This is a genomic window from Bacillus sp. PS95 (assembly GCF_037963565.1).
In the GTDB taxonomy this organism is placed as follows: Bacteria; Bacillota; Bacilli; order Bacillales; family Bacillaceae; genus Bacillus; species Bacillus subtilis.
In genome coordinates this window covers 221,128-243,280 of record NZ_CP150160.1, presented here as the reverse complement: position 1 = coordinate 243,280, position 22,153 = coordinate 221,128, and the positions used below count along the sequence as shown (strand labels likewise).

Below are 22,153 nucleotides of genomic sequence, written 5' to 3'. Positions count from 1 at the left end.
GAGAGCCAGGAATCCAACCCCTTTTGACAAGGGGTGTTTTCTGGCTCTATTTATTTTTTGGGAAAGGAGGCACGCCACACATCCAGCACAAACAGCAAAGGGGGATAATTATTAATGCTTAATATATTTAAACCGGCTCCTCATATTGAGAGACTGGATGATTCAAAGATGGATGCGGCATACAAACGGCTCAGGCTGCAAGTATTCATTGGTATTTTCATTGGCTACGCAGGCTACTACCTGCTGCGGAAAAACTTTGCCTTTGCCATTCCTTATCTGCAGGAACAGGGATTTTCGAAAACAGAACTGGGTTTGGTGCTGGCCGCTGTGTCCATTGCGTACGGCTTCAGCAAATTCATCATGGGAATGGTGTCAGACCGCTGTAATCCGAGATATTTTCTGGCAACAGGCCTATTTTTATCAGCAATCGTTAATATTCTATTCGTTTCAATGCCTTGGGTGACTTCGAGCGTCACCATCATGTTTATTTTTATGTTTATCAATGGATGGTTTCAAGGAATGGGCTGGCCGCCATGCGGCAGGACGATGGCCCATTGGTTCTCCATAAGTGAACGCGGCACAAAAATGTCAATCTGGAATGTCGCCCATAACATAGGCGGCGGTATTCTTGCTCCGCTTGTCACTCTTGGGATCGCGATGTTCGTCACTTGGAAAAGCGTGTTTTTCTTCCCTGCCATCATCGCCATTATCATTTCATTTTTAATTGTTTTATTGGTTCGTGATACGCCTCAATCCTGCGGACTCCCGCCAATTGAAGAGTATCGGAATGACTATCCAAAACACGCTTTTAAAAATCAGGAAAAAGAATTAACAACAAAAGAAATTCTTTTTCAATATGTGTTGAACAACAAATTTCTTTGGTACATCGCTTTTGCCAATGTATTTGTTTATTTCGTGCGATACGGCGTGGTTGACTGGGCGCCTACTTACTTAACAGAAGCCAAAGGCTTTTCTCCTGAAGACTCACGCTGGTCGTATTTTCTTTACGAATACGCAGGCATACCGGGAACGATCTTGTGCGGCTGGATCAGTGACCGATTCTTCAAAAGCCGCCGGGCACCGGCAGGCGTTTTGTTTATGGCGGGTGTTTTCATTGCCGTATTGGTGTACTGGCTGAATCCGGCCGGCAATCCGCTCGTAGACAATATTGCCCTGATCAGCATTGGCTTCTTAATCTACGGACCTGTTATGCTGATCGGCCTGCAAGCGATCGATCTAGCACCGAAAAAAGCAGCCGGAACTGCAGCCGGTTTGACCGGATTTTTCGGATACATCGGCGGATCCGCCTTCGCAAACGCCATTATGGGCTTTGTCGTGGACCGTTTTAACTGGAACGGCGGCTTTATCATGCTGATCTCATCCTGCATTCTTGCCATCGTCTTCTTGGCTTTGACGTGGAATACAGGAAAACGGGCAGAGCATGTTTAAGAAAGACACATAAAAGATTAATAGTTTTCCAACACGCCGTTTACATCCGTTTTTTAATATGAAAGACAGGTAGTGCTTATCTATAAGGAGGAGAAATCATGAGAAAAAATAAAATACTGGCCTTGTTTGTTCTGTCGCTGGGCTTACTCTTATTTATGGTAACGCCAGTGTCGGCAGCGTCAAAAGGAAACCTGCTGTCACCTGACCGTATCCTGACCGTCGCGCACAGAGGGGCTTCTGGATATGTGCCTGAGCACACGATTCTGTCTTACGAAACCGCTCAGAAAATGAAGGCTGATTATATTGAATTGGATCTGCAAATGACAAAAGACGGGAAATTGATTGTCATGCATGACGAAAAACTGGACCGCACCACAAACGGAACGGGCTGGGTGAAAGACCATACGCTCGCAGACATTAAGAAGCTTGACGCCGGTTCTTGGTTTAATGAAGCCTATCCGGAAAAAGCAAAGCCGCAGTACGTCAGCCTTAAAGTTCCTACATTAGAAGAGGTATTAGACCGTTTCGGAAAGCACGCGAACTACTACATTGAAACAAAATCGCCTGACACCTACCCAGGTATGGAAGAAAAACTGATCGCTTCTTTGCAGAAACATAAATTACTAGGGAAGCATTCTAAGCCAGGCCAGGTGATCATTCAATCGTTCAGCAAAGAAAGCCTGGTAAAAGTCCATCAATTACAGCCAAACCTGCCGACCGTTCAATTGCTGGAAGCCAAACAAATGGCGTCAATGACAGATGCTGCCCTGGAAGAAATCAAAACATACGCTGTCGGTGCGGGCCCGGATTATAAAGCTTTAAATCAAGAAAACGTCCGTATGATCCGCAGCCACGGCCTCCTGCTTCATCCTTACACAGTCAATAATGAAGCTGATATGCATCGCCTGCTTGATTGGGGCGTAACAGGAGTGTTCACCAACTATCCTGATCTTTTCCACAAAGTAAAAAAGGGTTATTAAAAGCAAAAAACCTTGCGACAACTATCGCAAGGTTTTCTTATTTATTTTATTCTTTTCCGGCAGCAGCTTCTGACTGTCCATTAAGCAGCTGAGAATTTATCTCTTTCGCATCCTTTAAGTATTCTGTCTGGTAGCCGCTCTTCAGCGCCCACACATAGAATACAAGTGATACCATCGCAATCAGAACCATATCCCAGCCATAATGAATGACATTCAGGCCGCCGAATTTATCACTGCCCAAATAAGAAATGACCATCATGGCCAGCAGATAAAACACCATCCAGACGCCGGCTTTAAAGTTCCGGCCAAACCCTTTCCATTTCGCCTTCGCCTGATAATAGAAATAAATCGGAAGACCGATCAGGATAATAAACAGAACCTGCCCTGTTAACGGCCAGCGCGCCCAATACAGCACCAGTGACGCAAAGATAAATCCAAGCGGCGCAATCACGTTTAAGCCTTTTAAACGAAGAGGCCTGTACAGGTCTTTCCCCGTCCGTCTCAATGTCATAACTGTGATCGGGCCGGTGATATAAGAAATTAACGTAGCAACGGAAATAATTTCCGCTAATACGCCCCACCCTCTGAACAGGAACAAAAAGATGAACGACACAATCAAGTTAAAGAACATTGCTTGTCGCGGAACGCCGTAAATCGGATGAAGCTTCCCGAATATACTCGGCATGTATTTGTTTTTTTCCATTCCGTAAATCATTCGGGACGTTGTCGCCGTATACGTAATCCCCGTTCCAGACGGTGATACAAATGCATCTGCATATAACACAATAACTAGCCAGTTAATATTCAGCGCAATCGCCAGATCAGCAAAAGGAGAATTAAAATTCAGATGGCTCCAGCCGTGAGCAATATCAGAAGGATTCACAGCTCCAATGAAGGCGATCTGCAGCAGGACATAAATCACTGTCGCAACGAAAAGAGAGCCAACAACCGCAATCGGGATTGATTTCCCCGGATTTTTTGCTTCACCCGCCATATTAATCGGGCTTTGGAAACCGTTAAACGCAAAAACGATACCAGAAGTGGCAACCGCCGTCAGCACACTTGCCCAGCCATTCGGCGCAATGCTTTGACCGCCAGTAAAGTTTTCTCCGTGGAATCCGACAAACAGCAAAGCTCCAATCGTAAGACCCGGAATAATAATTTTAAAAATCGTAATTAATGAATTCGCTTTCGAAAATAGATTGACTGTCCAATAGTTCAGCAGAAAATAAATGAGAAGCAATACAGAGGCAAATGCTAGTCCTTCCCCAGTCAGCGTTCCATTCTTCACCAAACCGCTTGTCCATTTCGCCCATTCCCATGGCCAAGAACTCATATATTGAACGGAGGCCACCGCTTCAACCGGAATGACGGACACAATCGCAATCCAGTTGGCCCAGCCCGCAATAAAACCGATAAACGAACCGTGTGAATATTGCGTATATTTTACCATTCCCCCCGCTTCAGGGAACATAGAACCTAGTTCACTATAAGAAAGAGCAATAAATAAAATGACGACCATTCCAATAACCCATGAAATAATAGCAGCTGGTCCTGCTATTTGAGCCGCACGCCAAGCCCCGAACAGCCAGCCTGAACCGATCATCGACCCGAGCCCGACCATCATGAGGGAAAACGTTCCCATTCTTCGATGCAATTGATTCATATCGTAAACACCTTTCATGTATGATGACATTCTCTTACTAATTATATTATTATTCTGATTACTTTACTTTGTCAATATTTATCGAATTTTGACTGAAACGATAATAAGTCAATGTATATTACCTTCCAATACAGGAATGAAGTCACTAGTTTCTTCTTAAATGGAATTTACTGTGAATTCCAATGATAAAAACACAATAGGTTTAGCTATTTCCAAAACGGGAATGATACAGGAAACACTATTCTTAAAATAGAAAGGAGTATCACCATGAAACAAAAGCTGTTACTTTCAGGTCTCGCTGTTTCAACTGTCGGCATCACTTCTTATCTATTAAAAGACCCGTCAAATCGCCAAAAGGCAAGAGAATTCATTCACAGCATGAAGATGAAAATAACAAAACAGCCAGACATGGAAACGTTCCCAGTTGATAAAGCCGGCCACCCTGACCCGCAAGATATCGAGGACAACAAAATGGTTTCAGAAGGCTCCATGTATCCCGTCCAATACTACGATGAAAAAAAGAAGTAATCAAAAAGCTCTCTTCGATAAAGGAAGAGAGCTTTTTAATTTACCTTTTTCGTCTAATTCCGCTCATTACAAAGCCGCTTTCAGGCAATGACGGCATTCTGGCGAGACTGTAATGCAGTGATTGTTCCGGAACATCGTATTCAATCTGATGGACGAGGAAATCCAGGCTCGCTTTCATGACTTCAATTGTAATGCCTTCCCCTGGACAGCGGTGGCCTTTCTCGACGTGCCCCCCGCCTTGAGGAATCATATCAAACGGATTTTCTTCCCGCTCCGCAAATCGTTCCGGCCGGAATTCATCGGGATGATCCCATAGACGAGGGTCGTGGTTCGTTCCATATAAATCAAGCAGCACCGATGTGCCCTTTTTAAACTCACAGTTATTCCATACAAAATCTTTTTTGACAAGCGCCCCTAAAAACGGGCCGAACGGATAATATCTGCGGACCTCCTGCACAAACATTTCTCTTTCCCGGCTGTTTCCAGACCGCAGCCATTCCTTATACTTCGGATGCTCATGAAGCGCCAAAGCTGAAAACACCAGAAAGTAAGAAATGGCGACAATAGGCCGCAGTACATTAATCAGCTCAATGGCTGCCATGCGGGAATCCAGCTGGCTTCCATCTTCTTGTGTGTGAAAAGCCATTTCATGCAGCGCTGTTCCGGGAGTCGTTTTCAGCAAGCCGGCACGAGCATCTTCAATCATGACTTCAATCCACTCTTCCGCACGCGGCCTTGCTCTTCTTCCCTTCCAATGCCGCGGTCCCACAGCACCGAACGCGTCGACCATGTCAATGAAGTCATCCGCTCTCTCTTTGACTTCCGTTTCCTTCAACGGAACACCTGCCCAATAGCACGCTACCCGGCACAGGATTTCTTTTGCTTCTTCAAATAACACAACCTCATCTGCCTTCTCCCATCTTGTGACTGCTGCTCTCCACTCCTCTGTCATCAACTCAGCCAAACGTTTTTGATGCGGCGGTGTCATTAATGATAGAAAAAGCATCTTCCGATGGATATGCGCGCTGCCATCCATTCCCTGAATCGCATTAACACCAAACAGCGATTTCTGCACCCGCTTAGGCAAAGCGTTCTGCCGCTGGAATCGATCCGTATCATAAAACACCTTCGCCGCCTCAGCGCCAGTCATGCAAATAAAGTTTTTTCCCAACAAACGGGCCTGAAACAGATCTGAATTGTAGCGCTCTGTTCTGTTTTTAATAAATAAATACCCTTCCTTCAGCAGTGTCAGACTGTTATCGAGACTTTTGTCATGTGGAATCTGCTCATTCATCCGCTTACCCTGCCTTCCTTTTTACCCTCTATTTTCACGTTATCTTCCGACTATAAACCCAGTAACAGTATTTGTTTACAAAACCAAATTTAAGCGCTTTTTGATTATTTTTTAAAGGAAGAACAAACGAAAGAGAGAAAAGGTAGTTAATCAAAACAAAGGGGAGAACAAAATGAAAAAATGGATATATGTTGTGCTTGTGCTGAGTATTGCAGGAATCGGCGGCTTCTCCGTCCACGCAGCATCATCTGCTCATGAAAAACACTTGAATGTCAGCAGAATGAATGTCGATGACGAATTCATGGATACGGATGGAACCTTCATTCTTCACGATTTACAAAAGGATCAGACATTTGTCTATAACAGAAAACGGGCAAATCAAAGACAAACTCCGCAATCCACCTTTAAAGTCGTGAACGCTTTAATCGGTTTGCAGGTCAAAGCTGTAAGAGATGAATACGATGTTAAACGATGGGACGGGGTCAAGCGTGAATTCGAATCATGGAACCGCGACCATACGCTTGGCTCGGCCATGCGCGAATCCGCAATCTGGTATTATCAGGCATTAGCGAGAGATATCGGCGAGGAAAGAATGAAAACATGGCTTCATACTCTATCTTACGGCAACGAGGATATCAGCGGGGGAATCGACCAGTTTTGGCTGCAAAGCTCGCTCACAATATCTCCGCTGGAACAAGAAACTTTTTTGGAGAAACTGGCTAACGAGGAGCTTCCATTTGACAAGCCGGTAATGAAAACCGTCAAGCGCATGATGATTCAAGAGGAAGGCGATCATTACACGCTCTACGGGAAAACCGGAACTCGCCTGACAGATATGGGATTAGGATGGTTTGTCGGATTCATCAAAACAGAGCATGGCTCTTATGTCTTTGTCACCAATGTCGATGATTCCGGCACAAAAGCCAAAAACATCACCGTGGATATCCTTAAAAAGTATGGCCTGATCACATCCTAAATAAAAGAGCCCTGCACGGCAGGGCTCTAAATCTCATGCTCAAAACAATAATGATTCACAAGCTCTTCAATCAAATCATGATCGGGATATTCCCCGTTAAATTCAAATTCGATTTCTTCCACAAATTCTCCTTGATGGTACACATGGATGGCTCCGTTTTGACGGACAACGCTAAACTCCGGCTGAAATGTATATCCGCTTCGTTCAATTGCTCCCATTTCTTACCCGCCTTTCTCAAAGCAGTAATTCATACACCTCGTTTAATTCCTTGGCCCGTTTTTGATCCTGTTCATTCTGGGCATACTTAATTTCTTTTTCTAATACATGGTTCAAAAAAGACATTTCATTATCATCTAAGTCTTTTACAAATTCCTCTTCATTTGCATAACGCTTCGCCAGCATCTTCTTGCAAATACGCTGGCAGACTTCATTTTCTAGATGATTCGAAAGTGATTCGCGCAAATAACCGAGTGTAACATCCATTTTATGAACACCTTTCCTTCTGCTATCTTTACCCTATAGCTTGCTAAAATAGGGAAAATCCATACGCGAAAAATAAAAAAAGAGACATCCGTGAATGTCTCTTTTTTATCGTTATTCAGCTGCTTGTTCGCTTTTTGTCAAATTGGCCTGCGTGCGTTTGCCAATCCCAAACACATAATAACTAATGACCACAAGCGCTAAGAAAATTACGCCTACAATCAGAGAGATACGAGTATCATCGTTAAACCACATGCCAACCAGAACCATCAGCAAGAAAGCAATCGTCAAATAGTTAGTAAAAGGAGCAAACGGCATTTTGAATGGATGTTTATCTAATGCAGCACCCTTCGCTTTTCTGAATCCGATATGGCTGATCAAAATGATAAACCAAGGAATCATCCCTGGGAGCACGCTTGCGCTGTATACATAGACAAAGATCTTCGGCGGCGCGATATAGTTCAGTACAACACCGACAGCCAAACCGATCAGCACCGCAATTGTGCCATACAGCGGCACACCATTGCGTGAAATCTTCTTAAAGAATTTCGGTGCTTGTCCATTGACACCCAGTGTATACAGCATGCGGCCCGCGCTGAAAATACCGCTGTTACAGCCGGACATTGCCGCAGTAATCACGACAAAGTTAATAATGCCGGCCGCTGCCGTAATCCCGATTTTCGAGAACGTAGACACAAACGGACTTCCGAGTGAGTTGAGCTCATCCCAAGGATACACCGTCACGATCACAAAAATAGCGCCAATGTAGAAAATCAAAATACGCCAGATAATACTTTGAATCGCATTTCTTAGCGTGTTTTGCGGATCCTTTGCTTCACCCGCTGTAATCCCGATCAGCTCAACTCCTTGATAGGCCGCAATGACAAGAGACAGTGCAAAGAAGAAACCTGAGAAACCTCCTGCAAAGAAGCCCCCGTGAGACCACAGGTTCGACAAACCGATCGCATCTCCGCCATTGCCAAAACCGAAGAAAATAATTCCGATTCCCGCAATAATCATCAAGATAATCGTCACGATTTTAATCATCGCAAACCAAAACTCAAATTCCCCAAACGACTTAACAGAAATTAAATTCGCCGCACCAAGAATCACCATTGCCACGATACCAGGTATCCAAGCAGGCAAATCCGGGAACCAATACTTCATATAAGAACCGACAGCGATAATTTCTGACATGCCGACGATAATCCACTGGAACCAGTTGCTCCATGCTGTTATATAACCTGCCATCGGATGAATATATTGATGGCCGAACGTCGCAAAAGAGCCTGTGCTCGGCTCGACATACAGCATTTCACCCATCGCACGCATAATAAAAAAGATAAAAATTCCGCATATTGCATAAGCCAGAAGGACAGATGGGCCAGTCCATGAAATCGTGCTGGCAGAACCCATAAACAAGCCAACACCGATTGTACCGCCCAAGGCGATCATCTGAATATGGCGCGCGCCCAGGCCCCTCTTTAATTCTTTATTTGCCACTCCTCTTCCTCCTCCTAACATAAATGAGAAAACAGCAGACCTGCTTGCCTTCACATGAATCAGCGATAACAATCAGAAAATTCAAACTTAAAATTGTTATATAATCTCCTAAATTACTTATTTCATCATAATAAATTTCTCTGGAAAATACAATTGTTTTTTTCAGGTAAACACCTTTGTTCAGAGTTTTGAATCGTTCACTTCTTTTAAAATCTTTTATATAAAAATAATAAAATTATTTGAATATTGAAATTAATACACCCCTTAGATTCTCATAAAAAATAAGCTGTTCTACATGAACAGCTTACCTAATAATTCACACCCGTTTGACGCTTTAATGCTTCAAGCCACCCGGTATCTCCGGTCCCATAGCTCTTCCTTTGTCCCACATCTCTCAGAGATCCATTGCTGTAATCAATTGATAGGATGAATTCCGGAATGGCATTATACCCGGCTTCCGCGATTTTACTGAGCTCTGAACGATAGTAAGATATAGCATAAGAAGCCGTTTGTTTCTGCACTGGATCTTTTTCAAGTTCTTCTTTATAGACGTCTAATAAGTCACGTCCATCAGGCCTGACATACCGCCCATCAATCACTTCTAAATCCTTTAAATGGTAGCCTGTAACTTCGTACATCTCACGAGCAGCCTGATACTTTTGATAGGCCTCTTCGGAAAATTGTGCTGAATCACTGCTTTGGCTTTTCATGATGTGCAAAAATAGTTCTTTGCTGTTGTCTCCAGATTGCAGCACTTGCTCAATTTGCTTGATCAGATCCTGATCGTCTGTCCCGCTCACCCGCACCTGATAGTCAATCGGTGTGATTGTAAACGTCAGCTCTGTCCCCTCTGGAATATAAATATGGTTTCGATTCAACAGCACTTGCAGCTGCTGGTTAACCTGTCCCCGCTGATACACCTTTTCATTCTCAGCTTCCACTTCCCCATGAAATGTGACATTCCGAAACGCAGCATCCTGAAGGTTATAGTTTTGCGCCTTCCCTTTGAATAACCATTCTGTTTCATTATCGTAAGCGGCCTGTCTTTCTGCAGCTGACAGATCACTTCTGAAATAAGGAGACTTTGAATTTTGGTACTTATCCTTAATATAGCCTAATGGATCAGACTTTGTTTTATTAATCGCATTCATCCTGCTGTATTTTTCATCTAGTATTTTGATTCTGATATCACTCTCAGATTCATAGGGGTTTTGGGATTGAATCACTGTTTCTTCCCCTGTGTCTGTCACTGTTCGATCATTCGCTGATTGATACACTTTGCTGAACGCCCCGCTGTTTCCCGACACGCTGGTTTTAGAATAATTGAACTGATTGATTCCCCCAGTTGAAGATTGTGACTTAAGCCTGCTGTATGCCTTTTCCAGAACTGCCGCTGGATTTTCAGTCGCATTCTCCCGTTTGGCAGGCGCATTCTTGCTCAATATGTTCTGTGCCATCAGCTGAGTGCGGATAAATTGCCGATTCAGACGCATTGAATTCCCTCCCGAGTATTCTCTCTTATTCTTTTTTATCGGCAAAGATAATGTATATATTAACCTCAAAAAACATTTATTTACACCTAAATCGTTATTATGTATGATGGAAATAAAAGGAGGTTGTTTGCATGGTGAAAAAATGGCTTATTCCATTCGCTGTTATGCTGTCTGTCTTATTCACCTTTACGTATTCGGCATCAGCTGTTGGAGTCACTGCTATCACAGGAAACAATTCATTTGATACCGCAATGCCGATCGGTTATTGGAAATATAAAAATATCGATACAACAATACTGGAAGCTGGTCAAGATGAAGCCTATTTCACTTTTACGGCTAATAAGGGAGAAAAAGTATACGTGAGGAGTACATACCAGAGCGCGTATACAGGGATGAAAATTGAAATTTATGATAAGAATAGAATACCTGTTTCTCAAGGGACAGAAGTCATTAACCCTAATACGTTTTCTTCTTTTATTTATGCAAATGCAGACGCCCAAAACACGACAGATACCTTTTATGTGAAAGTGTCACGAGGCACCTATACTGGAAACATGTACTTTACGCTTTCAATTGAAGACCGAATCAAATCAGGCAGCGGAACGTTCCAATTCAGCGGCGTTGCTGAAAATAAAGGAAATACAAGCCTTAGCCCCTCAGGTTCTGACTCCAGCGTGATCAAGGTTGATTTAACAAACCAATCTGGGATACCGCGTGATGCCATTGTAACCAGAGTTCAGACAACCGCCACTCAAACACCAAGCCAGGGAAATACACGCCACCTGATCATGACGAGCGAAAACAACGAATGGCGCCGTGCTCTTGTAAACAGCTCGACTTCAGGGTCTTATGATATCTCTTTGTCAGATCAACTCAGTGTGGCAAAGGTATGGAGTTTTAAATATAATACATTAGCGACAGCCAGATCGGCGATGAGCAACGTAAAAACAAAAATAGATTATGAATACGACGTGACAAAGCAGTTTTAACTTATACCGAGCCGGTTATCCGGCTCTTTTTTATTCTCAGTCTAGAAGGTAAACTATAGTCAGTACAACCAAGGGAAGTGCAGACATGGCATTAAAGCTTCTAAAAAAACTGCTTTTTGACCGCCCTCTAAAGAACGGCGTTATCTTAAATCATCAATACAAAATCGAAGAGTGCCTCGGTATGGGAGGCTACGGTTTGGTTTATTTGTGCACCGATATCCTAACTCAAACACCTTATGTCTTAAAACAGCTTCGGCCGACAAAAGCGAAAAAGGAAAAAGAAAAAGTCCGGTTCCAGCAGGAAATAAAACTTCTCAAAAGCATTCACCACCCGCAAATTCCGGGCTTCATAGATGAGTTCATCATAGACGGACAGGCTTATTATGTCATGCAGTTCATTGAGGGAGAGAATATAGAAGAATTATTATTTTTTCGAAAACAGCCGTTCACAGAGCTTATGGCGTTACAACTGATTTCGCAGCTGCTTGAGATTATAGAATACCTGCATGATCGCCTTATCTTCCACAGCGACATCAGGACGCCTAATATCATCATCAATGACGGCAGGCTCTGCCTCCTCGATTTCGGCCTTGCCAAACAATTGACTCCTGAAGAAATGGAGGAAATAAAGGTACGAAAACAGGATGACTTCTTCGATCTCGGAGAAACGCTGTTATTCCTGCTGTACTCTCAATATAAAGGAAAAAAGAAGAAAAACGGCACTTGGCTGGAGGAATTAACACTGACAAAGGAAGTAACCCTGCTGCTGAAAAGATTATTGGGCATTGAGGAAGAGTATCAGCACACCGCTTCCATTCGCGAGGATCTAAACCGGGCCATTCAATCGGTCACATAAAAAAACCCTTGTCCCAAAAGCGGAACAAGAACTTTTTTGGATTAACTGCTGCTGTAGCTCCGGCGTTTGTAACGATGACTGCCGCCATAACGGTCGTAGTGTCTTCTTTTGCCCGAGCTGCTGTAGCTGCGATAATGTCTGCGCCGGCTGCTGCTGTAATGCCGGTGTCTGCGATATCGGTCACTAGAACTGCTTGAGAGGTACTTAATCGTTTTGATGATTTTTTTAAACATATGCTGTTCACCCCATTTCTTTCTCCCTATTATATAAATTTTATAGGAGAAAGAAAAACATCAGCGGGGTCACTCTTTTGAAAACAAGAACCCCGTTCCGCTATCATTTGTATGCAGCTCATAAGTAATCGCAAGCAGCCTGCATGTATCCTCAATAATCTTTAACCCAAGTCCCTCACTGCTCTCATTCCGATCAAATCCAATACCGTCATCACGAATAAAAACATTGTCATGTTCAATCGTGACTTCCATCTTTTCAGCTTTTGAATGCTTTAACGTAATTTGAAAAATATTATCAAACAGCCTTTGCATCCATAACGCGTTGCTCATCCATATCACATCTTGATCTGCCGCCTTATAGTGCAGCTCAATCCCACTCATACTGTATAAATAATCCCACTTTTTCACCGCTGTTTCTAATAGCTCGTTTAGACGCACTTCTTCATTTACAATATAAGAGCTTTCCAGCGTCTCAGCGGAATATAGATTGAATTCATTGGTTAATTCCGAGATATATTCGATTTGCTGATACAATGATTCGAATACAGCCTGACCATGACATTGGTCTTCCAAATAAAATAACTGCAGCCTGAGAGCCGTTAAAGGTGTATTAATGTCATGCCGCAGTTTTTGCAAAAGCTCCTTTTTGATTTCCTCTTGCTGTCTCAGCTCCAGTTCACGATATGTCGTCCGTTCAATTAACAAATTGACCGACTTGATCAGTTCCCCGATTTCATCAGCACGCTTCACTTCAATTTTATCGGGCACCCTTTGATCACTCGCCAAATGCCGAATGGTTTGATTTAATAGATTGATTTTATGCAACAGAGAATGAATCGACTTTGAAAATAAAAAAGCTAACAATAAGAGTGATATCAAAAATACAACGATCATTGCCGGGTACGCAAACGACCTGTGAAAGGGCATACCATGATTCATCGGTTTAAACATGCTGTCATAAATCACCGACATCAAAACACTTACCGCCAGCAATAGCATTGGAACACTAATGACGGCCGTAAACAATAACAACTGATATTTTGTCTTAAGCTTCATTTCTTCACAACGGTATTCAGCCGATACCCTTCTCCATATATATTTTCAATCATCTCACCCGCTTGATCATTGATTTTAGCTCTAATTTTTTTAATATGCACATTGACAATATTCGGGTTTCTATCTTCGAGTTGCCATAGATATTCAAAGAAATGTTCCTTTGTCAGGATACTGTCTCTATTTTCATATAAATAAAAGAAAATTTTCCGCTCAATCGCAGTAAATAATACCTCATCATGCAGGCTTTCATTGAACACTTTTTTCGTTACCGCATCAATATACAAATGTTTGATTTGCGTAAAGGTCCCATAATGATGCTCAAGCATATTCCGCATTCTTAATAGCAGCTCTCTCGGATCAAAGGGCTTTACCATATAATCCTCGCCGATCTGCAAACCTTGAAGCTTGCTGTCCATGTCATTGCGGGCTGAGAGAAAAATAACCGGAATGCCCAGCCCCAGCTTTTTGATTTTTGCAGACATTTGATACCCGTCTTCACCCGGCAGCATCACATCCATAATGACCAAATCCACCTTCTGAATCACCGAAAGCACATCCGCTCCATCTGTTTTCCATATCACACGATATCCCTCACGCTGCAAAATCTTTTGCAGCAAATCACCAATCATCACATCGTCCTCAACGATTAAAATACGATAACCCTTCATCCTAGCGAACCTTTCTCATAAACTCCATGGAAAGTTTATATATTTGATCAGGCTGATATAAATAAATACTGTGTGTTCCCCTCAGTTCCTTTATATCGGCAGTATTGAATTGAGCCGCAAACGCTTCATAGTCTTTTCGGTTTTGTATAGCATACTTTGAATGTCTATTTTGGTCAGAGACCGCATCTAAAATCAAGACGGGAGTTTCCTTTGGCGCCGGCAGATTCACAGATTTGCTGCCGTTTTGGTAAGACTGTAAAAGCTCATGCTCCATATCTGCATTAAAAAATTGCTTAAAGTTAATGGCTTTATAGATTTCTTTTTCTTCATCAGTTAAAAACGACTGCCGAATCACCTCAGGATTATATACAGCGGAAGGCATAAACCGATGAAAACCAATCGAGGTTAACAGGTGGAACCCTCTCACTTTCAATCTGTCAACTCCGCTCAATTTATACGTGACGTACTGCTGGGGCAATCCAATATCCATCGCAATAATGGCCTTGATTTCCTTAGGATATTTCTGTGCCCAATACATCGCTTCAATCCCGGATATCGAATGAGGCATTAAAATATAAGGAGGCTTATTTCCGCTTTTCATAAGCGCTTTCCTCGTCTGTTCCAATACTGTATCAATATCTCTGTCATCGTGAGACACTTCACTGTATCCATAACCTGCCCGATCTACAACAGCAATCTTATTTTCTTTTGAAAACTTGCTGTACAGCCCCTTCATTTCATAAGCAGGCGCAGCAATCCCCGAACCGGACATAAACACAAACGTATCCTTCCCGCTTCCCTCTTGATACACATTCATCTTTTTCCCGTCAACATCGACTACTGTGCCTTTACCTTTCAGCAGTGCCGCCTCCTTATTTAGCTGGAAATGGTGATAAATAAATACCGAGACGCATACAAGCAAAACCAAAGCAGCCAAGCTGACAAAAACAATTTTCAGGACTTTCCATAATGTTTTCATATGATGCTCCTTTCACCGTGATACTGAAAGGATACGGTATGAAAATAAATAACTGATTAACTTTGGAACAGTTTTATTTTCACATTTAACTTTGCCCTTACGGAAAGGTGTACATTTGGAGCATAGAGGTGATCACTCGGCTATCGATCGGCGAATTTTCAAAGATATGCAAAGTATCAACAAAAACACTGCGATACTATGATGAAATCGGACTCATCCACCCAGAAGACATTAATCCTGAAATCGGAAGGTCTATCCGCAAAGTCCGAGAATTTCTTATACGCAGCCTTCTCCAACCGAGAACGACATTGAGAAGGCTACCGCTTATATCAATCTTTCACAAAACATAATTCAGGGGTATTTAATCTATTTATTCCTATTTATTCACACAACAAAGTCACCACAAAGCTTTTTCTCTTCTTCCTGCTCGATAAACAGATAATTTTCAGGACGGCCCAAAACAGAAAAAAGTGCCAAAAGCAACTTCCAACCTCGAAGCGGACTTCCGCATCTAAACTTCAACACTTCTCCTTCCGCTAAAGTAAACCTCAAAGTTGGGCTTGTACACCAAGCAATCTTCACTTGAATAACATGCTCACCAGGCGGTAAATCAATTCGCAGCCTTCCTCCATCTTTGATAGTTCCCATCTCAGCCCCATCAATTAGCACTGAATACTCTCTCATTTTGTTGATGTACTGCGATGTCCTGCTCATTTCAATGTACGTCTTTTGATTCACGATGACACATCCTCAAAGTAATGATCTTACAGGCGAGAAGCGCTAGAACCCTTCTGCCATACCGTTATTTCCCTTCCTAGTATATTATAACTTGCTGTGCTTCTGCTCTCCGTCGGCAAAAATCCCTTTCAGCTTCAGTGTGCCTTCTACTTGAGCCTATAAAAAAACACCCGCTTGTATAACGAGCGGATGTTAGATCTTTCGAAATTATTGATTGATATCTTTTAGCGCTTGTTTCGGTTGCGAATTGAAAATCAGCAATGATGCAATAATGGCAATCATAACCCCTAACGCACCAACCCAGGTAATCGAGGCCAATGATACGTTTTCCACAAAAACCCCTCCTATTCCTGCGCCGACCGCCATGGCGAATTGCATCATTGACTGATTCATGCTAAGCAAAACACCAGACATTTCCGGTTCTATTGTAGCCAGGTGAAATTGCTGTGTCGGACCGGTGGACCATGCGGCAAACGACCATAATATGAGAATCACCAACACTCCGATATAGGAATGAGTAACAAGTGACAGAAGAATCAGTGTGACGATATGCAACGTCATCCCGCCAACGAGTGTAAAGGGCACTCCCCATTTATCGGTGCTAAATCCCCCAAACTTTGATCCAACTAAACTGGCAATTCCAAATATAAGCAAAACACCGCTAAGCAACTTGCCATTTATACCTGAGATGTTCAAGAGATACGGTGACAAATAAGTGTAAGCAACAGAATATCCCCCGAGCCAGAAGAAAGTGATTGATAATCCCATAGCCACTTTCCGTTTTTTGAAAAGAGCAAGCTGTTGAAGCAAAGGCACAGGCTTATCCCCTTCAGTATGCGGAAGAGTAAAGAAAATAACGACCATTGCGATCAATCCCAACAAAGCAATTGCTCCAAATACAGACTTCCAGCCTAATGCTACTGCTATCATTCTTCCAAGCGGAACACCAATGATTAAAGAAGCGGTAAATCCCATCACGACCGTAGCAATGGCACTTCCCTGCTTCCCTTCCGATGCAATCTTAGCGGCAATCGTTAATGCGGTGACAACCACCACACCTGCTCCCATCGCCATAATGATCCGCGCTGCAATAAACCATCCATAACCAGGCAGTACAAAAGCCAGGACATTACCGAACACAAACAAACCTAGGGCATACATCATCAATTTGCGTCTATCCATACTTGCTGTCAACGCCATAAGTACGGGTGTAGAAAGAGCATATACAAGTGAGAAAATGGTAATAAGCTGGCCCGCGGCAGCTAAAGTGATCCCGAGAGTATGAGCAATTTGATCCAAAATTCCGGAAATGATGTACTCTGAGGTTCCAACTAAAAAGCTGACAATGGCTAAAATATAAATTTTCCAAGTGTTAGACATAAAACATTCACTCCTTAATTATTAATAAACATATCACGAATTATCGATATGTTATTATAAAAAATAAACACATCGTAATATGTCGATATGTATGGTGTAAAAATAAACATCTTTTGATGTTTATTTTTATATCTCTGTTTTAAGAAAGTCAGCAAGTTTCCCAATGGCTTCTTCATCTCTTTTGTAATATGTGTACTTTCCAATACGCTCCGCCTTAATCAAGCCGGCTCTTAAAAGGATGGTAAGATATTGAGAAGCTGTCGATTGCGTCATTTTCAATTTGTCTGTTATTTGACTGACACATACCCCGATTGTGTTCATATCAATCCCTTCATGGGGTGCAAAATGACGATCGGGCTCCTTCAGCCATTGTAAAATTTGCAGCCTTGATTCATTTGATAAGGCTTTGAATACTTCAATTGGTTCCATATGGATTATTATATCGTTATATTCCGATATGTCAATCCGTTTTTTGGATATATTTAATTAAAGCTAATTCCGTGAAATGAAACTGAAGACAGCATATCAATTTTGTTCACCTCTTAAATTTATCATCAAGCTTTACGAAATTGGTCTCATAATCATGTCACTAAACACTTGGGGAAACCCGGCAGGTGACAAGGATGTTTTCAATTAAAATGAATTTAATATTGTTCAAGTGACTAATCACCAGCATCAAATTCATGTATTTAAAATAGATGTAAAAAAACATCCGCTCATAACAACAGCGGATGTTAGATCTTTCGACAGGAATAACAAGTCAGTGTACTATGAATTGACATCTCTTTATGTCCGCTTAGGTTATGAATAAAAAATATTACAACTTATGAATAACCATAATGCCTTCAGCCCTCTGCTGGCTTGAATATCAGTGATCATAAAACATTTACATTAAAGATTTTTCTCTAGATCATTACATAATTTAAATACCATCACTCGTTCACCTGTCCGGGAGCTTAAATCAGTATGAAAACTTTTCACTTTTTCTCCGGTTATTTTTAAGATAATATCCTTAAGGCCTTCTATACCTGATTCGACTAACTCCGAACGAGTTTGTTTGATAGATAACATACCCTCTTTTGATCCACAAACTACATATTCGGCTGGTGTTAAAATCCCTTTTAAATTGACGATGATCATGTCCCGCAGTATATCAGTCTTAACAGATACAGACCCCCGTCCAAGATAATCCTTCTCCCATTGAGTGATGGACTTACTGATCTCTGATTCAATAGAACCCTTAGACTTTTTCATATCTAATACATCTCCTGAGCAAAAAAATTGGCATATTCTATTTGTGATTTCGTCTCATTAATATTCTCTTACAACATATCCTTCATATACACCTTCAATATCCAAATCAGTTTTACCGTTTCTTGTGACCACTATCATTTTGGATAACATATTTTCTTCCATCATAGAGTGGACATGCAAAAATCGAACATTTCCTGAATGGGTTTCCTCAACTTCTTCATAAGACTTTAGATGATAAAAATCAATTGCTTTTCTAATTAGTTTTTTCATACATTCCATATTTTCACGATCAAACGAGTTCATGTCCTCTATTGTTTTCGTGACAAAATCAGTTAAATTAGCGCTCATACAATCTCCTTAGAACTGCTTTCTCCATATATGGATGCGTTTAGAAGTTAAACCTGCATTTCATCATGACAAGCAATGATCAGGTAAGGCTTGAACTGTTTTAACATCAGGAACCTCCACGATTGAGGGTTTTCCATCCTTATGATGAACGAATAAACCTCTAACTTTAACATATGACGGCACTAGGGGATGATGTCGAATCATATCAACACTTTTTTCAATGGTGTCACTGCTATTTTCATTTAGCCATTCATCGACCGTACCACCTAAAAATTCAGGCTTGCAATTTTGAAAGAGATAATCCAATGTTTGTATTTTATCTTTCATTGTTTCAAGTTGAGTTAGTCCATTACCTGCGGAAGTCTTCTTATCTTTTGTTCCTACTACAAAAATCTCCTCAACATCTTCCTGGTAAATCGCAAAAATAACAGACCTCATGATTTCTCCATAAGGATGTGAAATACCGGCACCATAGCTTTGTATAGTCAACATATTCTCTGCAGAAGTGTTAGTCGCTTCTTGTAAAATAGGCTCCAAACCGTTTTCAATATCCGTCAAAAATAATACTTTTTTATTTTGGTTTACATTCATACAGCACACCTCTTCCTTATGTTTATCATTTTTATTTTGAATAACAAATCCATTTGATAAATGTTTAGATTCATCATTACCAGCTTTCCCAACATCCTTCTGGATCAATATTAGCCAGTCGGACCCATCCATTTTGAACTTTTTGCAGAAATGCTGAGTCATGATTTAATAACCGTTCTACATATTCTCTAGGTGCTTGGATGAGTATCAATAAACGAAGAGGAGAATGATAGGCCTCGTGATCTGATTCCATGACGGATTGCCAAGGCAGTCCGGCTAACAAGTCGCTTGCATTCCCCTGCATAACGCCGAGACCTGCAGTAACGGTTTGAGTTGCTTTATTTCCGCTGCCATAATAATGAGGTGCTACCGTTGATGCGTAATATTGTAAATTAATCCATTGGGCTACAGTTCCAGGTCCTGCAATAATATTTGCTAGGAGTTCACCGCTTTCATCCTGCTTCCAATCATAATTATGGAGAAAGGCTCTGCCTTCCAAATCACAATCCTGAGTTAGTTCACGTTTACCGATAATAAAGGCGGCATTACGAGCCAGTCCCCATTCCGGACGTATCTCACTCCAATCTTCCGCAAATCGGTTTGCCTCAGCCTTCGGATTTTTTAGCTTCGATTGGAAATTCGGTAATTGGGCTAGACGTTCTGCGTTTACATGATGTCTCACTTTCGGCATAACGGCTTCAATTTGTTCAAATGCTTCTTGTGCAGCTTCGGAAAGCTCTGGTACATAAAGCCAATGTAATTCATCCACCGTTGTATTATGTTCAGCTGCCGCAAAAACCGTATCCTCAGGGATTTTAATTCCTTCAGTTAAAAGAACTTCTCGTACCTCTGATAGATTACATAAAGCAGCTAAAACTCTTGCATTGAATCCACCGGCCGCTCCACCGCAGGCACCACAATCAAGGGCTGCAGAATAAGGATTATTAGTACTTTGACTGCCATGCCCGCAAATCACGACCAATGGTGCGATGTTCTCTGTTAACCCCATCATTTTTAATGCTTGGCGAGCATAGTTCACTTTTTCTTCATCAGTAAAACCCACAGGTATTTCTGCCTCTGTAGCATCATGATGAAGCGAGAGTTTTGTATCAGGTTTGCGCAACCAAGCCTCACGGAGATTACGAATGAAACGACCCGCCTTTCTTGGCACAAAGCTACGGGCTGCCATTTGCAGAGTAAGCCAAGGTCCGCTTAGCTCAGGCAGTAGTAAGCTCGAAAGCGCATTCTGCTTCATCGTTTTAAAGGTATGGCTTAAAGAATGAATTGCTTGCTTCCGTTGATTGTATTTTTTGAATACATCCTCATCTGCGAACTCTTTTATTTTATTTTGCGGTTTTTGTATGATCGGCAAGGAAGCATGACTGTGTTTACTGCCAAGTTCACAAGTTGCAATCGGCACCCCGAAGAAACCAGCAATACCAATCGTTTCAAACGGGCCTTCTTTTTCTAGTTGACGACGAAAAGGTTCTGATCGTACATCGATGCAGAATGCTAATTGAGCTAATGCAGATTTTTTACGGCCGGTTTCACGTTGTTTCGAGATAATCTTCTGGCTTAATCGATCAGTGTACGTTTGTTCCCAAGCTTCTAACCAAAGTTTCTTGCGAAGTTTCTCATCAAAGCTGTAGGCAAATGATAAATATTCGTTTTGTTCAATGGCCGTCATCTGTGACCATTCTTCTAATGTAAGCCCACCCCAATGAATCCAAGCTGCTATAAGGGGAGCAATTGAAATTGTTTTCTTAGATCGTTCATTCAAAGGTAAGTATGGCTTTATAAGAGCCCACTCCATGGATATTCGAACCGCTAAGTATTCTGTTAGGAGTGCATGTTCGTGGCTCGATTGCTGGGAGCGCCAAAGCATCATCCCTGCCCATCCAGGTAATGAAAGTAAATGACCTTCAAGATAAGTCTGGATTTCTGACTCTGGGATTTCTAGTGCGAATAAAGCTTCTTGTAAACCCAAATGTGCCTCTTTCGGCCAACCCTTTACCCTATCTCGCTGCTTTTTGCTAAGTGCTGGATCATATTGAATGAGATGCTGCCAAGCACGATAGAAACCTTCCTCACGATTAGGCATTGTCCAGCCTGCTTGAGAGTCATCAAGATATAATTTACTCCACTTAATGACATGATGATCTAGTATATTGACTAGCCTTTCACCATCTTGATTCTCTATATGCGAACTTAGTGGCTGCATAAACACATTCTCGATATGATTCAATCCACTACATTCACCTACTAATTTCTCCAGCTCATGTGATGATAAAAGGTCGGAAGGCAGGGGATCTAACTTTAATGCAGCATGACAAAATCGCTCTGCCACGTCCCGTGGGATGTGATAGGAATGTGAATCAAGCCAACGCTGCAGCCCCATTTCCACAAAATCTTCATCAATCTCACCTTTATTCTTTGCTGAACGGATCATAGACGCACTAGGGTATATATCAACATCGCGAGTGTTTTTCAACCAACTTGCAACCTGATCAAAAGGTTGGTTTTCAAGTCCCATCCACGGATTACGTGCAGCAAATGTAGAAATAGGCCAAAGTGGCGCAATCACTCGGCTGGCAGATGTAATGAAAACGTTAAGATCCCTTTCTTGAACATCAATATCTGTATCTATCTTTTTTACATTATCTTTCGTTAATACGGATGTAATGCCCATCTC

Annotated in this window: 22 protein-coding genes and 2 pseudogenes; 7 read left to right on the top strand and 17 right to left on the bottom strand. The window is 41.9% G+C overall.

Going from position 1 to position 22,153, the window contains the following annotated elements; all coding sequences use genetic code 11:
• Nucleotides 1–114: 114 nt before the first annotated feature.
• Nucleotides 115–1,449 (top strand): glycerol-3-phosphate transporter, encoded by a 1,335-nt coding sequence (glpT, locus tag NSQ12_RS01410; RefSeq protein WP_003246460.1) that lies wholly within the window; start codon nucleotides 115–117, stop codon nucleotides 1,447–1,449.
• Nucleotides 1,450–1,547: 98 nt separating this feature from the next.
• Nucleotides 1,548–2,429 carry a glycerophosphodiester phosphodiesterase gene (locus NSQ12_RS01405; protein ID WP_089172441.1) on the top strand — a complete coding sequence of 294 codons (882 nt, stop codon included), beginning with the start codon at nucleotides 1,548–1,550 and terminating at the stop codon, nucleotides 2,427–2,429.
• A gap of 46 nt (nucleotides 2,430–2,475) precedes the next feature.
• Here NSQ12_RS01405 and NSQ12_RS01400 read toward each other — a convergent pair whose 3' ends face one another.
• Nucleotides 2,476–4,095, bottom strand: a complete 1,620-nt coding sequence (locus NSQ12_RS01400) for an APC family permease (RefSeq protein ID WP_003246447.1) — start codon at nucleotides 4,093–4,095, stop codon at nucleotides 2,476–2,478.
• A 267-nt stretch (nucleotides 4,096–4,362) separates the two neighbouring features.
• Between NSQ12_RS01400 and NSQ12_RS01395 the strand changes: the two genes are divergently transcribed.
• On the top strand, nucleotides 4,363–4,623 hold the full coding sequence (locus NSQ12_RS01395) for a hypothetical protein (protein WP_003234883.1): 261 nt from the start codon (nucleotides 4,363–4,365) through the stop codon (nucleotides 4,621–4,623).
• Nucleotides 4,624–4,663: 40 nt separating this feature from the next.
• On the opposite strand, the gene cypC is transcribed toward NSQ12_RS01395, so the two are convergent.
• Nucleotides 4,664–5,917, bottom strand: coding sequence for a fatty-acid peroxygenase (cypC, locus tag NSQ12_RS01390; RefSeq protein ID WP_326145564.1), 1,254 nt, complete (start codon nucleotides 5,915–5,917; stop codon nucleotides 4,664–4,666).
• 172 nt (nucleotides 5,918–6,089) lie between these two features.
• On the opposite strand from cypC, the gene blaOXA reads away from it, so the two are divergent.
• Entirely contained in the window at nucleotides 6,090–6,893 is an 804-nt protein-coding gene (gene blaOXA / locus NSQ12_RS01385) for a class D beta-lactamase (RefSeq protein WP_339175710.1), read from the top strand.
• A gap of 26 nt (nucleotides 6,894–6,919) precedes the next feature.
• On the opposite strand, the gene NSQ12_RS01380 is transcribed toward blaOXA, so the two are convergent.
• The 4 genes from NSQ12_RS01380 to NSQ12_RS01365 all read right to left on the bottom strand — a co-directional run bounded on the left by NSQ12_RS01380 (nucleotide 6,920) and on the right by NSQ12_RS01365 (nucleotide 10,369).
• Nucleotides 6,920–7,111 carry a DUF5370 family protein gene (locus tag NSQ12_RS01380; protein WP_003234886.1) on the bottom strand — a complete coding sequence of 64 codons (192 nt, stop codon included), beginning with the start codon at nucleotides 7,109–7,111 and terminating at the stop codon, nucleotides 6,920–6,922.
• A 16-nt stretch (nucleotides 7,112–7,127) separates the two neighbouring features.
• The gene (gene csgA / locus NSQ12_RS01375) at nucleotides 7,128–7,376 is read right to left on the bottom strand and encodes a sigma-G-dependent sporulation-specific acid-soluble spore protein CsgA (protein WP_003234887.1); all 249 of its coding nucleotides are present in this window, start codon (nucleotides 7,374–7,376) and stop codon (nucleotides 7,128–7,130) included.
• Nucleotides 7,377–7,487: 111 nt separating this feature from the next.
• Nucleotides 7,488–8,876 (bottom strand): amino acid permease, encoded by a 1,389-nt coding sequence (locus tag NSQ12_RS01370; RefSeq protein ID WP_015252942.1) that lies wholly within the window; start codon nucleotides 8,874–8,876, stop codon nucleotides 7,488–7,490.
• A gap of 308 nt (nucleotides 8,877–9,184) precedes the next feature.
• The gene (locus tag NSQ12_RS01365) at nucleotides 9,185–10,369 is read right to left on the bottom strand and encodes a DUF4885 domain-containing protein (protein ID WP_230488394.1); all 1,185 of its coding nucleotides are present in this window, start codon (nucleotides 10,367–10,369) and stop codon (nucleotides 9,185–9,187) included.
• A 131-nt stretch (nucleotides 10,370–10,500) separates the two neighbouring features.
• Between NSQ12_RS01365 and NSQ12_RS01360 the strand changes: the two genes are divergently transcribed.
• Together NSQ12_RS01360 and NSQ12_RS01355 are read left to right on the top strand one after the other, a co-directional pair.
• Nucleotides 10,501–11,358 (top strand): hypothetical protein, encoded by an 858-nt coding sequence (locus NSQ12_RS01360; RefSeq protein ID WP_167407800.1) that lies wholly within the window; start codon nucleotides 10,501–10,503, stop codon nucleotides 11,356–11,358.
• Nucleotides 11,359–11,443: 85 nt separating this feature from the next.
• A complete protein-coding gene (locus NSQ12_RS01355) occupies nucleotides 11,444–12,214 on the top strand; it encodes a protein kinase (RefSeq protein ID WP_129133851.1) in 771 nt (256 codons plus the stop codon).
• Here the strand turns inward: NSQ12_RS01355 and NSQ12_RS01350 are convergent.
• The 4 genes and pseudogenes from NSQ12_RS01350 to NSQ12_RS01335 all read right to left on the bottom strand — a co-directional run bounded on the left by NSQ12_RS01350 (nucleotide 12,199) and on the right by NSQ12_RS01335 (nucleotide 15,150).
• Nucleotides 12,199–12,458 (bottom strand): annotated as a pseudogene (locus NSQ12_RS01350) (hypothetical protein). The gene NSQ12_RS01355 and the pseudogene NSQ12_RS01350 sit on opposite strands and share 16 nt — an antisense overlap.
• A 58-nt stretch (nucleotides 12,459–12,516) precedes the next feature.
• Entirely contained in the window at nucleotides 12,517–13,503 is a 987-nt protein-coding gene (gene ybdK / locus NSQ12_RS01345) for a two-component system sensor histidine kinase YbdK (protein WP_186437843.1), read from the bottom strand.
• Nucleotides 13,500–14,171, bottom strand: a complete 672-nt coding sequence (gene ybdJ / locus NSQ12_RS01340; RefSeq protein ID WP_003234895.1) for a two-component system response regulator YbdJ — start codon at nucleotides 14,169–14,171, stop codon at nucleotides 13,500–13,502. Before ybdJ ends, ybdK begins: the two co-directional genes overlap by 4 nt.
• Nucleotide 14,172: 1 nt before the next feature.
• Entirely contained in the window at nucleotides 14,173–15,150 is a 978-nt protein-coding gene (locus tag NSQ12_RS01335) for an alpha/beta hydrolase (protein WP_087614230.1), read from the bottom strand.
• A 131-nt stretch (nucleotides 15,151–15,281) separates the two neighbouring features.
• Between NSQ12_RS01335 and NSQ12_RS01330 the strand changes: the two are divergent.
• Nucleotides 15,282–15,428 (top strand): annotated as a pseudogene (locus tag NSQ12_RS01330) (MerR family DNA-binding transcriptional regulator); the annotation flags it as partial.
• A gap of 106 nt (nucleotides 15,429–15,534) precedes the next feature.
• On the opposite strand, the gene NSQ12_RS01325 reads toward NSQ12_RS01330, so the two are convergent.
• The 7 genes from NSQ12_RS01325 to NSQ12_RS01295 form a co-directional block, all read right to left on the bottom strand.
• Complete coding sequence (locus NSQ12_RS01325; RefSeq protein ID WP_029317260.1) at nucleotides 15,535–15,888, bottom strand: hypothetical protein; 354 nt, start codon at nucleotides 15,886–15,888, stop codon at nucleotides 15,535–15,537.
• Between the two features lie 207 nt (nucleotides 15,889–16,095).
• Entirely contained in the window at nucleotides 16,096–17,268 is a 1,173-nt protein-coding gene (locus NSQ12_RS01320; RefSeq protein ID WP_339175703.1) for an MFS transporter, read from the bottom strand.
• A gap of 126 nt (nucleotides 17,269–17,394) precedes the next feature.
• Nucleotides 17,395–17,697, bottom strand: a complete 303-nt coding sequence (locus NSQ12_RS01315; RefSeq protein ID WP_003234907.1) for a metalloregulator ArsR/SmtB family transcription factor — start codon at nucleotides 17,695–17,697, stop codon at nucleotides 17,395–17,397.
• Nucleotides 17,698–18,159: 462 nt separating this feature from the next.
• Nucleotides 18,160–18,522, bottom strand: a complete 363-nt coding sequence (locus NSQ12_RS01310; RefSeq protein ID WP_015715144.1) for a DUF2294 domain-containing protein — start codon at nucleotides 18,520–18,522, stop codon at nucleotides 18,160–18,162.
• Between the two features lie 57 nt (nucleotides 18,523–18,579).
• Nucleotides 18,580–18,870, bottom strand: a complete 291-nt coding sequence (locus tag NSQ12_RS01305) for a DUF6407 family protein (protein ID WP_015252954.1) — start codon at nucleotides 18,868–18,870, stop codon at nucleotides 18,580–18,582.
• Nucleotides 18,871–18,933: 63 nt separating this feature from the next.
• Nucleotides 18,934–19,461, bottom strand: coding sequence for a carbonic anhydrase (locus NSQ12_RS01300; RefSeq protein WP_087614228.1), 528 nt, complete (start codon nucleotides 19,459–19,461; stop codon nucleotides 18,934–18,936).
• 76 nt (nucleotides 19,462–19,537) lie between these two features.
• A complete protein-coding gene (locus NSQ12_RS01295) occupies nucleotides 19,538–22,150 on the bottom strand; it encodes a YbcC family protein (RefSeq protein WP_339175700.1) in 2,613 nt (870 codons plus the stop codon).
• Between the last annotated feature and the right edge of the window lie 3 nt (nucleotides 22,151–22,153).